Annotated in this window: 13 protein-coding genes; 9 read left to right on the forward strand and 4 right to left on the reverse strand. The window is 59.9% G+C overall.

Annotation, left to right across the window (positions count from 1 at the left end; genetic code table 11):
* Positions 1 to 112 precede the first annotated feature (112 nt).
* A complete protein-coding gene (locus tag ACPV0M_RS04380; protein WP_425621367.1) occupies positions 113 to 358 on the reverse strand; it encodes a hypothetical protein in 246 nt (81 codons plus the stop codon).
* Positions 359 to 776: 418 nt separating this feature from the next.
* Between ACPV0M_RS04380 and cpaB the strand changes: the two genes are divergently transcribed.
* The 8 genes from cpaB to ACPV0M_RS04420 all read left to right on the forward strand — a co-directional run bounded on the left by cpaB (position 777) and on the right by ACPV0M_RS04420 (position 8,363).
* A complete protein-coding gene (gene cpaB, locus ACPV0M_RS04385; RefSeq protein WP_425621742.1) occupies positions 777 to 1,469 on the forward strand; it encodes a Flp pilus assembly protein CpaB in 693 nt (230 codons plus the stop codon).
* A 2-nt stretch (positions 1,470 to 1,471) separates the two neighbouring features.
* On the forward strand, positions 1,472 to 2,674 hold the full coding sequence (locus ACPV0M_RS04390; protein WP_425621743.1) for an AAA family ATPase: 1,203 nt from the start codon (positions 1,472 to 1,474) through the stop codon (positions 2,672 to 2,674).
* 51 nt (positions 2,675 to 2,725) lie between these two features.
* A complete protein-coding gene (locus ACPV0M_RS04395; RefSeq protein ID WP_425621744.1) occupies positions 2,726 to 4,048 on the forward strand; it encodes a CpaF family protein in 1,323 nt (440 codons plus the stop codon).
* A gap of 42 nt (positions 4,049 to 4,090) precedes the next feature.
* The gene (locus tag ACPV0M_RS04400) at positions 4,091 to 5,062 is read left to right on the forward strand and encodes a type II secretion system F family protein (protein ID WP_425621745.1); all 972 of its coding nucleotides are present in this window, start codon (positions 4,091 to 4,093) and stop codon (positions 5,060 to 5,062) included.
* Between the two features lie 76 nt (positions 5,063 to 5,138).
* Positions 5,139 to 6,053 carry a type II secretion system F family protein gene (locus tag ACPV0M_RS04405; RefSeq protein ID WP_425621746.1) on the forward strand — a complete coding sequence of 305 codons (915 nt, stop codon included), beginning with the start codon at positions 5,139 to 5,141 and terminating at the stop codon, positions 6,051 to 6,053.
* A 47-nt stretch (positions 6,054 to 6,100) separates the two neighbouring features.
* Positions 6,101 to 6,448, forward strand: coding sequence for a DUF192 domain-containing protein (locus ACPV0M_RS04410; protein ID WP_425621747.1), 348 nt, complete (start codon positions 6,101 to 6,103; stop codon positions 6,446 to 6,448).
* A 263-nt stretch (positions 6,449 to 6,711) separates the two neighbouring features.
* Complete coding sequence (locus ACPV0M_RS04415) at positions 6,712 to 7,857, forward strand: iron-containing alcohol dehydrogenase (protein ID WP_425621748.1); 1,146 nt, start codon at positions 6,712 to 6,714, stop codon at positions 7,855 to 7,857.
* Between the two features lie 26 nt (positions 7,858 to 7,883).
* The gene (locus ACPV0M_RS04420; RefSeq protein ID WP_425621749.1) at positions 7,884 to 8,363 is read left to right on the forward strand and encodes a hypothetical protein; all 480 of its coding nucleotides are present in this window, start codon (positions 7,884 to 7,886) and stop codon (positions 8,361 to 8,363) included.
* Between the two features lie 5 nt (positions 8,364 to 8,368).
* On the opposite strand, the gene ACPV0M_RS04425 is transcribed toward ACPV0M_RS04420, so the two are convergent.
* Positions 8,369 to 9,463: a DUF763 domain-containing protein gene (locus ACPV0M_RS04425; protein ID WP_425621750.1), complete on the reverse strand. Its 1,095-nt coding sequence runs from the start codon at positions 9,461 to 9,463 to the stop codon at positions 8,369 to 8,371.
* Between the two features lie 104 nt (positions 9,464 to 9,567).
* Here ACPV0M_RS04425 and ACPV0M_RS04430 point away from each other — a divergent pair, with 104 nt between their 5' ends.
* Positions 9,568 to 10,233 carry a rhomboid family intramembrane serine protease gene (locus ACPV0M_RS04430; RefSeq protein ID WP_425621751.1) on the forward strand — a complete coding sequence of 222 codons (666 nt, stop codon included), beginning with the start codon at positions 9,568 to 9,570 and terminating at the stop codon, positions 10,231 to 10,233.
* Positions 10,234 to 10,240: 7 nt separating this feature from the next.
* On the opposite strand, the gene ACPV0M_RS04435 is transcribed toward ACPV0M_RS04430, so the two are convergent.
* Both ACPV0M_RS04435 and ACPV0M_RS04440 read right to left on the reverse strand, forming a co-directional pair.
* Positions 10,241 to 10,870 (reverse strand): hypothetical protein, encoded by a 630-nt coding sequence (locus tag ACPV0M_RS04435; protein ID WP_425621752.1) that lies wholly within the window; start codon positions 10,868 to 10,870, stop codon positions 10,241 to 10,243.
* Between the two features lie 131 nt (positions 10,871 to 11,001).
* A complete protein-coding gene (locus ACPV0M_RS04440; protein ID WP_425621753.1) occupies positions 11,002 to 11,319 on the reverse strand; it encodes a carbohydrate-binding protein in 318 nt (105 codons plus the stop codon).
* Between the last annotated feature and the right edge of the window lie 165 nt (positions 11,320 to 11,484).

Consider the following 11,484-nt stretch of genomic DNA (forward strand, 5'->3'; position numbering starts at 1 on the left):
CGACTACCGACTACTTGTCAGGTAGCAGGACATCGTTAACAGTTTTTATCAATAACATCGTTAACATGTTTAGCATTAGCTCGATAATAGCCCTTGCTGTTCGGGTCTGGGTTTATCCCCGCAAGCGACTTTGCTGAAAGCTTCGGGCACCGTTCTTAGCGAAGGTGAAGCCAGCGTGGCTGCCGACGAGGACGTTCGCGGGCGCTTCCGCCGTCGCAGCGTCGGCCGTACGCTTTTCCTCGGCCTTGGCCGCAGCGAACTTGTCCGTGACAGAGGAAGATGCTCGTTCGCCTCGGGCGCCGGCCGAACTCGCTGCGCTCAAACAGCGGCCGACGCTTTCCCTCGGCTCACTGCGCATTTTTGATTTATACTCCCAACGTTCGCTGCGTCAAGGCCTCGGCGCGTACTTGGGCAACCTTTGGAAAGCTGCGCCCGCAAACAATCCGCGGAGGCCCGCCACGCTCTGAACCGAGCTTAGGCAACCATCAAGAGGCCGTTCAAAAGCGAGCATGGCGCGGAAGGCCTTTGAGATGTGGGTCGTGGGAAGTCAGAAGTGGGAACACAGGGTTGGAATTCGCTTGGTGAATTCCTTCATTGATACTCACCTCTGACCTCTCGCCTCACACTTCTCAAAGTCAGGCGAAGTTTTTCAACAGCCCCTTATTCCGGGCTTGATTAATTTGGGACACAAGTCCCAGAGTAAATAAGTAACGTGTCTGATGAACACTCCGGCCCCCGGTGTTACGCTTACCAAAAGAACATTTATGGGGGCTGCCATGCGTACGAAACTATTGTTCATTTTCGCGCTGGTTTGCGGTCTCGCTGCGGCGGGAGGCGTCTATCTCTACCTTAACAACCTGGCCGAGACCTACCGTTCCCAGGGCAATTTCGCACCCGTGGTCGTGGCCAAGCAAACCATCCCCGCCCGAACGCCCATCGGCCGTCAGTCGCTCGAGATCAAGGAAATCCCCGCCGATTATGTCCACCCGGAAGCCTTTACCAGGATCGAGGACGTCGAGGGCAGGATCGCGCGCGCGGAAATCTATCCCGGCGAACAGATCCTGGCTTCGCGTTTCGCAACCCCTGAAAACTCCGGCAACGACCTCGCCTTGGTTCTTCAACAGGGCGAAAGGGCCGTCAGTATCGCCATAGACCCCGTATCGGGCGTTTCCGGCATGCTGCAGGCGGGGGACAAGGTTGACGTCGCCGTTACGATCGACGTCTCCACCTCGATAGTTCTGCAAAACATCCGCGTGCTCGCGGTCAACAGCGGCTCGGCCGCCGAAAACAAGTCGGGACCCGCGGCCAACACATGCGTGCTCGCCGTTACCCCCAAGCAGGCCGAATACCTGATTCTCGCCACCGAGCGCGGATCAATCAGACTGATGCTTCGTTCCCCGGCCGACACCGCCGTCACGCAAACCCCTGCGGTACGCGTCGAACAACTGGTCAACAAAGGAGGTAGCTAACTATGGAACCGATCAAGATCCTCATCGTGGACGACGTCGCGAACACACGCGAGGATATCCGGAGGCTGCTCTTCTTTGAGGAAGACATGAAGGTCATCGGCGAAGCCGACGACGGCACGCTGGCCGTCGCCTCGGCCGAAGACCTCAGGCCGGACATCGTGCTGATGGACGTCAACCTGCCCGAGATCGACGGCATCACGGCTACCGAACTCATCACCGGCAAAGTCCCGGAAAGCGCGGTGATCATCATCTCCATTCAGGGCGAGCAGGAGTATATCCGCAAGGCCATGGCCGCCGGCGCCAGCGATTACCTGGTCAAGCCGTTCAGCGGCACGGAACTGGCCGGCACCATCCGCCGGGTCTACGATAAACACAAGCAGCGTCAGGTTCTTCTAGGGGCCCAGGTGCAGGGCAAGATGAGACGGGAAGGCAAGATCATCGTTCCTTTTACCACGCGCGGAGGGGTCGGCAGAACCCTGATCAGCGGCAATCTTGCCGCGGCGCTGGCACAAGCGGGAAAGAAGGTGGCCCTTGTCGCGCTTGACGGCGGTAGGGGCGATATGGAGGTTCTCCTTAACCTCAAGCCCAAACGCAACATCTCCGACCTTATTGACGAGGCCGCCCACGACGTCGTCGTCCTCGAGCATTTCCTCGTCCCGCACCTTACCGGCGTAAAGGTCCTGGCCGGCCCGTCCAGCGAAGACCTGGACCTGATCACTCCCGACGGCGTGACGAATGTTTTGAACCTTCTGGCGCAGCGTTTTACATACGTCGTCGTCGACCTGGCCCCCAACCTGGATGCGGTGGCCCAGTCCGTTTTCAACAACGCCGACCTGCTGCTCCTTATCGCCGTGCCGGAAGTGATCGCTGTCAAACACGCGCACACCTGTTACGACTATTTCACCGATATGGGCCTGCGGGACCGGGTGCACTACGTCTTAAACCGGGCGAACATGGACGGCGGCATTAAAACGGCCGAACTCGAGCGGGTCCTAAACGACAAATTCATCGTCCAGATCCCCAACGACGAAAAGACGGTAGCCAGTTCGATCAACAAGGGCTTGCCGTTTATGGTTACACACCCGGGGAGCAAAATCACCGATGCTTTCCGTAGCCTGGTCCGCGCGCTGGAGACACAGATCACCGAAGAACCGCAACAGCCGGCGAGCAAAACTTCGCTGGTCTCGCGCCTGTTTTCGCTCTAAGAGAATATTGCCAAAGGGCCTACGGCACTGCTGCCGGCTCTTAGCTCTTAGATGCACGACCGACGACCGAAACCAGACAGGAGGGACAAGCCTGTGGCAAGACCTCTGGCCCGTACAAAGGAGCCTTACATCGACCTCAAAATCAACCTGCACAAGAAGCTGATACTGGAGCTCAAACAGCTCCCCCCCGGGCAGGAGCTCAACGCCCAGACGGTGGAAACCCTGGCTAAACGCCTGATAGATGAGGAAAGCGACTATCTGCCGCGTTACGAGCGCAACAGGATGGCCCTGGAGCTTGTCGACGAGGTTCTGGGCTACGGCCCCATAACGCCTCTGCTCAAGGACCCCGACATCAACGAAGTCATGGTCAACGGCCCGAACCAGGTTTACGTAGAGCGCAACGGCCGGCTCGAAAGGAGCGACGTTACTTTTAAGGACAACGAGCACGTCATGCACGTCATCGAGAAGATCGTCGCCCCCCTCGGCCGGCGCATCGATGAAGCGATGCCGATGGTTGACGCCAGGCTGCCGGACGGCTCGCGCGTCAACGCCATCATCCCCCCGCTGGCCCTGGACGGCCCAACCTTGACCATCCGCAAGTTCGCCAGGGAGCGGCTGAAGATTGAAGACCTGCTCCGCTTCGGCACCCTGACCCAGGAGATGGCCAAAATGCTGGAGATATGCGTTAAGGGCCGGCTCAATATCCTCGTTTCGGGCGGAACGGGCAGCGGCAAGACGACCACCCTCAACGTATTGTCATCCTTCATACCCGACGACGAGCGTATCATTACCGTTGAGGACGCCGCCGAACTCCAGCTCCACCAGGAGCACACCGTTCGCCTCGAATCGCGTCCGCCGAACATCGAGGACAAGGGCGCCATTACGATCCGCGACCTGGTCAGGAACGCCCTGCGCATGCGCCCCGACAGGATCGTCGTCGGCGAGGTCAGAGGCGGGGAGGCCCTGGACATGCTCCAGGCCATGAACACGGGTCACGACGGCTCCCTGACGACGGGCCACGCCAATTCTCCCCGGGATATGCTGTCGCGCCTGGAGACTATGGTCCTGATGGCCGGCATGGATTTGCCCATCAAGGCCATCCGGGAGCAGATCGCCTCCGCTATCGACATCATCGTGCAGCAATCCAGGCTTAAGGACGGTTCCCGTAAAATCACCCAGATCACCGAGGTCCAGGGAATGGAAGGTGACGTTATCATTCTCCAGGACATCTTCGTCTTCCAGCAGCAAGGCGTCGAGCCCGACGGAAGAATCAGCGGGCGCTTCCTGCCGACCGGGATCCGCCCCAAGTTCACCGAAAAACTCGAAGGGCAAGGCCTGTACCTGCGCCCGGAAATTTTCTCGCTGATCCGGTAATTGAGCGGTGCGATATGGGGAGTTGGAAGCAAGTAGGAGGGGTTGATCCTGCTTTATCTCAGTATTCTTGGTTTTCTATCCGTTTTCTTTTTCATAACCTGGGTGACGCGTGCCCTGACGCACGGCAACACCGCCGTGATTACCCGGCTGGAGCAGGTAACCAAAACCCAGCCTGACTTGCCCCCTGCCGCCGAAGCCGGCTCCAGGGGGTACGCCTCGCCGACGCTCCTGTTGGTCCGCGCCCTGGCTCGCCTGGTCCCGTTGAAGGGGCTGGGCCGGCGGCTTGAGAACGACCTGGTCCGCGCCGACATCCCGCTAAAGGGCGAGGAGTTTGCGGCTTTCGTCATCCTGGCCTTCGTTGCCGCAGCCCTATTGGGCCTGCTCGTCTTCGGCTCGGTCCTTAACGCCTGCCTGCTGGCCGCGCCGGCCGCCGCCGCTCCCGTTTTCTACCTGAGAATGGCCAAGGCCAGGCGTCTCGCCGCGTTCAACGGTCAACTGTGCGACGCCCTGGCGATGATCGCCAACACTCTAAGAGCCGGGTTCAGCTTCCTGCAAGCCCTGGAGATGGTACGGAAGGAGCTGCCCGACCCCATCAGCAAGGAATTCGGCCGGGCCTTGCAAGACTTGAACCTGGGAGTCTCCGTGGAGGACGCTCTCCAGTCCATGGTCGAGCGGGTCAAGAGCGACGACCTCGACCTCATGGTAACCGCCGTGATTATTCAACGTCAGATTGGAGGCAACTTGGCCGAGATCCTGGACAAGATCGCCGAAACCATCCGGGAGAGGGTGCGCATCAAGGGCGAGATCAAGATTCTGACGGCCCAGGGACGCATCTCGGGACTGGTCGTCGGCTTACTTCCCATCGGACTGCTGATGGTCCTGCTGTTGATCAACCCGGGGTATATGCAGGATCTTTTCAACAACCCCATGGGCATTAAATTGCTGGCGTTCGCCGCCGTCTCCGAAGCCATCGGCCTGGCTGCGGTGAAGCGGATAATGAACATCGAAGTCTAGAATTCGGCTGCAGGCATCAGGCGCCAAGCTCCGGGATGAATAAGAACGGGCAAACATACTCGGGAGGTGAAGGCAAGTGCTTTTGCCGATAGTTCTGCTGACGGTCTTGGCCGTCACTGTGTTGCTGTATTGCATGTTACTGCTCTTTTTCCGCGACAGGCTGGTGCTTGCGGACCGCCTCAAGGACATCGGCAAAACGGCTGAGACGCCCTCGGTGGTGCGCCAGGAACTTGCCGTCCCCCTGTACAAGCGCATTCTGCAGCCCGTGGTCGCCAGGCTGAGCAAGATACGTTTTTTCCTGTCCCAGGACAGGCAAAAGCTGATCGCGGAAAAGCTGGTCATTGCGGGCAACCCGAAAAACCTGTCGCCGCTGGAGTTTACCTTCTTGAAATACCTGGCGGTGGTGCTGGCGGTAATCACCGGGCTTTTTTTTACCGGCGTGACCGCACCCGCGCCCGTCAACTATCTCCTGGCCGGGGCTCTCGGAGCCTGTCTGGGGTGGCTTCTGCCCGATGCAATCCTGAATATGCGGGTTAAGTGGCGGCAGCGCGAGGTGCAGAAGAGCCTTCCCGACACCCTCGACCTGCTTACTGTCAGTATCGAGGCCGGAATGGGTTTTGACGGCGCCGTGTTGAAAGTCACCGAAAAAACCAAAGGCGCTCTTTCCGAGGAACTGAAGGGGATGCTTCAGGAAATCCACGTCGGCAAGCCCCGGCGCGAAGCGCTGCGCGACCTTGCAGACCGCCTTAAGGTCGATGACTTGTCAAGCTTCATCGGCGCCGTGATCATGGCCGAACAAATGGGCGTGCGGCTGGGCAACGTGCTCAGGGTGCAGTCCGACCAGATGCGCCGTAAACGCCGGCAGAGGGCCGAGGAAAAGGCATTGAAGGCGCCGATCAAGATGCTGTTCCCGCTGGTCTTCTTTATTTTCCCGGCGACCTTTATCATCCTTCTGGGCCCGGCCGTGATCCGGATTACGGCCGCACTTTGAGAGGTGAGAAGTGTGAGGCGGGAAGTAAGAAATCTGGGGTGGATACCATGGCGCGGGTGATTAACCTTTCTCGAGGGAATGCCGTTCTTGTCGAAAACCTTGAGTTTGCCATAACCTTCGGCAAACGCTTCCTGGGGCTCATGGGGCGACGCGCCATCAACCCCCGGGGAGGGCTGCTTCTTCAACCCTGCCGCAGCGTTCATACTTTCTGGATGCGTTTCCCCATCGACCTCGTCTATCTCGATCCCGCCTTCCGCGTCGTAGCCTTATTAGAAAACGTGCCCCCGAGCCGGATGGCGCCCGGCAATCGCCATACCCGCAGCGTCCTGGAGCTCCCCGCTGGCCGCCTTAGAGAAACGGGAACATCGGCAGGAGACATCTTGCGCATTGAGTAGGTACAAACGCGGCACGATAGTCCGGGCCTGACGCGATACGAGTTAAGCCTGGAAGCTTCCCAACGCCTTACACTAATACCTTACACCTGCAAAACACACTGTAGTCTCACAGTGTGTTTTGGCGTTATGGCAGGAATTTCATGCGCTCGCGTGAAAAATACTAGCCGTGAACGTTTTTACGTTTTAGTGACAGTTTTTGGCACCGCCGGTTAAAACCAGCCGAAGGCGAGTTTTTCCGAGATGGAAGGGAAGAAGTAGGACCTATGATGTTTGATATCCTGCTGCCGACCCGGGTCCTATTCGGTCCGGGCAGCACTTACCGTCTGGGGGAGGAGATCTCGCGGATCGGGAAGCGCGCCCTGGTGATCACCGGGCGCCGCAGCCTTGCCGAGTCGGGCCAGGTAGAGCGCATAACCAACCCCCTCCAAATAGCAAAAGTGGAGACCGTGTGGTTTCGGGTGGACCCGGAACCGACCGTCGACACCGTCGACGAAGCGCGCCGGCTGATCCATGAAGAGAAGGTCGACCTCGTGGTCGGGGTCGGCGGCGGCAGTGCCCTGGACGTGGCCAAAGCGGCAGCCGGCCTGGCGAAGGTCGACACGCCCGCAGGCACCTTCTTCGGCGCGGTTCCGCTGAACGCCCCCGGGCTTCCCTGGGTGGCCGTTCCCACCACAGCCGGAAGCGGGTCGGAGGCGACCAAAAACGCCGTGCTCATCGACCCCGAGCGAAAGCGCAAGGCCAGCCTGCGCAACGAATGGTGGCTGCCGGTCGTCGCCGTGGTCGACCCCATCCTGACCATGTCCCAGCCCCCCGAGGTTACGGCCGGCACGGGTTTTGACGCGCTGACCCACGCCGTCGAATCGTTCACCTCGCGCTGGGCGACGCCTTTCACGACCGCCCTTAGCCGGGAGGCTGTGCGCCTGATAACCCAGAACATCTATACGGCATACGATACGGGCCGGGTGCGCGCGTCCAGGGAATACATGATGCTGGCCAGCCTGATGGCCGGTATCGCCCTGGCCAACGCGGGAGCGGGGGCCGTACACGCCCTGGCTCACCCGGTCGGGGTGCGCTACGGCATCCCCCACGGGGTTGCCTGCGGCATTCTGCTGCCTTACATCGTCCGTTTCAACCTGGCCGTGGCACACGACGCCTACGCCGACCTGGCGGCGGCCTCCGCTATGGTACCCCTTACGGCCGACAAGGACGAGGCTGCCCGGAAATTCGTCGTTTACCTTGAAAAACTGCGCGACAAGCTGGGACTTCCCGCAAAGCTTTCCGAAGCAGGGCTCAAGGAAGCCGACATCACGGAGATAGCCGACGAAGCCTTGCTGAGCCGGTCCCTGTCGGCCAACCCCCGCCGGGTGACGCGAGTCGACCTTTTAACCATACTGCAGGAAAACTTGTAAATAAAATTGACTGAGAGGAAAATTAAATGCTTTTGAAGAAAACGAGTTGGGTTACCGAACTGTTGCTGACATTTTTCTATGTGGCCTATTTTGTAGCGGCCAACGAAGTCCTTAAGTTTTACTCGCGGTTCTTTCAGACCACCTTCAACCCCAAGCCGTTTCTCCTGGCCGCCACCCTCGTTCCGATGCTGTTCGGCGCCGCCCTGGTCGTGCCGGCCTTCATCGCCTCCGGCGGAAAACTCCGCGTCAATTTCCAGCGGCTGCTCATCCAGGGCATTCCGGCCCTGCTGATCGGTGTTCCCGTCCCTCTTTACGCCTGGGAAGCCTTGAACCAAAAGTGGGTTTTCTGGTGGCCGCTGCAAAGCGAAACGTACGTAATCACGCTCCTGTCCGCGGTGTGGTTCGGCTGGGTGGTCATGTCCAGCATTGAAAGGGCGGAAGGGGACCGTCCAGAAAATAGCGCAGCGCCGCCCGGACCTGAAAAGGAAACGGCCGGTGAGCTTTAAAATCCTTAGTCTGATCCGGGCTGGAACCTGGCCAGTCTTTTTAGCGCGGCGATCTTGTCGTTTCTTCCCAGGCGCGCCGCGTCAACCGCGCGGCGCAGGCTCTCTATCGAACGGTCGTAGACCCGGCGGTCGACGGGGAAGGGATGGCCGTCCTTGCCCCCATGCGCGAAACTGAACCTGGCGGGGTCGCGGTAACTCGCAGGCGTCCCGTAAACCAGTTCCGCAATGAGGCTCAGGGCGCGCAGCCCTTTGGCGCCGACACCTTCCAGGCCGAGAAGCTCGATGAACTCCTTGGGCTGCGCCGCGTAGGACTTGAGGAGAACGCGCTCGACGCTCTTCGGATGAAGGTCGCGAAGCAGCAGGCTGTGGTGGCGTGCCAGGTGCAGGTGCCGTTCCTGCAGCCGCTGCAGGTCCTTAACCAGGATGTCCGGCCGCGTGCAGGCCAGCTCGCTGGAAAGCTTGCGCGCTTCTTCGCTTTCGGCGGCCACGAGGTTCAACACCACCTGCGAAGGCCGCTCAGCGCATACAGCGGCATGCGGCTCGCAGGCGAAGTCGGCCAGGCCCTCGGACAGCCAATGATAGCGGCGGGCGTACCGGGCCGTCTCGTTCATCCCTTGCTGGACTACGGCCCACCTTCCGCCGGCTGTGAAGAGAAAAACGTGGTGGTAGAGCTGGTAGCCGTCCTGAACGGCCGCGTTATCGACCTTGGCCGTCAGCCGGCTGGCCCTGACCAGTTCGGCCGGGTTCAGGGAGAGGGCGAACCTGTCGCCGACCGCTTCTATCTCCCGGGGGGTCCGCAGAGAGGACTTTCCCTTGCCGCCGCAGACAAAAAGGCCGATTTCACCGGCGCGGTCTTTGAGAGCCTCCTTGACCGCCCCCGTAACCGTGGTGGTCAGGCCGGAAGAATGCCAGTCAAAACCGAGGACGCACCCAAAGGACTGGAACCAGAACGGGTCCGCCATCCTGTTTAAAACCTCTTCGGAACCGTCGTTAAGGACGAGGACCTCGATGATGGCGCCCGACATCTCCACCATGCGGGAGAAGAGCCAGGCCGGGCATTTGCCGCCGTGCAGAGGCAGATTGGCCGTTCCGGTGCGCAAGGGTAAACCACCTGCTTTTGGCTGTTTCGCCCGGTACGGATCTGCGTATATTATTGGTACACGCTAGGTACTGTACCGGGTATATCGTTAAAGGAGAGTCGCCATTGATACCGCTCCGTGACACCATCCGCTCGCGCTCGTTTCCGATCGTCAACGTGTCGCTGATCGCCCTCAACGTCGTCGTCTTTGTTTTTCAATTAGGACTGGGACAGGCGGGGTTCGAGCGGTTCGTGGGGACTTACGGCGTAGTTCCGGCGCGTGTCGTGGAAGGCCTGGCCCAGGCCCCCTTGAGCCCCGAGACCTGGGTTCCTCTTTTTACAGCGATGTTCCTCCACGGCAACTGGTTCCACATCCTCGGCAATATGCTGTACCTGTGGGTCTTCGGCGACAACGTCGAGGACACCCTGGGCCACCGTGGCTACATCCTGTTTTACCTGGCCGTCGGCCTGGTCGGGAACTTTGCCCACGTCCTTACGAACGCGGATTCTTTTATTCCTACCATCGGCGCCAGCGGAGCGGTGGCGGGAGTTCTCGGAGCCTATTTCATCTTGTTCCCGCGGTCCCGCATCCTGGCCCTGGTGCCGCTCCTGTTCATTCTCACCTTTATGGAGTTGCCCGCCGTCGTCTTCCTGTTCCTCTGGTTCGGCCTGCAGTTGCTGAACGGCCTGACGTCCATCGCCGCTCCCGGGAACCTCGTGGCCTGGTGGGCCCACATCGGCGGCTTCGTCGCCGGCATGCTCCTGATCAAGGTCCTGCGCCCGGTAAAATAAAAGGGTTCTATCGTTTCACCGTAAACTCGCCGTCGATCGTCAGCCCGCGCCAACCCGCATCGCCCCTCGTCTCTCCGAAACAGGCGCACATTCTTCTTCCTATCGAACGGGCGAACAGGTAGTTTATGCCTCCGACCAAAGCGACTCCGATCCACGGCAGCAGACGGAACAGGATCGTCCTTTGACCGGCCCGGAAACCCAGGGCGAGCAAGGAACGCTGGGTGGCGCTCGAAGCCATGTGCCCCATCCCGCGGGCCGCCGCCCCGGCGACGTGTTTGCCGGCTGCTTCCATTCCAGCCGCGGCCGCAAACACCCACCTGATCTCCTTTTGCACGTCCCGGCTTTCCGGGTTGCGTCCGTAGACGACGGCAAGTTCATAGAGTAGTGTCTTCAGTAAATGGCCGAGTACGGTCAGGTCGGCAAAGGTGCCCGCCAGGACGGCGATCAGCGTGCCGATGCCCGGCACGGCCGCCGGAAGGGCCGTAATCGAGCCCACAACGGCGGCGGTCCGCGCTTTCCGCTGGATGAGCTTTTCGGCGAGCTCGGCCGGCGATGCAAAGGGGTGCGTCGCCCGCAGTTCGTTCACGCGCCGCTGCGCCGCCTTCATGGCCCGTCTTTCCCAGATGCTGAAGACCACGGCAAACCCCCCTTTGGCAAGATGATAACATAAAAAGGGGACGGAGGGTTCGCCGTGCAACCGCATAAAATGAGGGCCTATTCGCCCTCAATTTCAATGTCCAACGCTTAGCGCCAGTGCTCAACGCCCAACTAATACCGTATGTCGGTCCGCCAGTTCCAGCCGCTGTTGTTGTCCCAGTTGCCGGCGCTGTCCTTGAAGCAGAATTCGCAGTGCTCCCGGCCCTTCATCGGCACCGAGCACACGAAGGAGCCGTCCGCTTCCCGCCGCATTTCTTCGGTCGCCGGGTTTTTCCACCCGTCGAAACCGTAATGGATAAACACCCTGTCGGCGCCCGCGTTTTTCAGGATGCCGTCGTACCTTATGGTCGCGTAGCGGTCTTTAAGGCTCGGGGAAGGGATGACGTCCACGCGCATGTCCATATGGTTTTTCCCTTTGGAAACGTACATTGTCAGACCCTCCAGCCTGCATTGTCTTTGTTACAAGGTTAGGATGCCTGCCAAAGCCGCGCTCAATGCCATATATTTCGTTTAATGTATTGGTATCTTATGCCGCCGCTTAGACAATCTTCCTCACCGCCAAAGAAGGGGTATAACCCGTCCTTGTCCAATATT

The sequence above is a fragment of the Desulfosceptrum tomskiensis genome, from assembly GCF_049818055.1.
In the GTDB taxonomy this organism is placed as follows: Bacteria; Bacillota; Desulfotomaculia; order Desulfotomaculales; family JASEER01; genus JBFLVT01.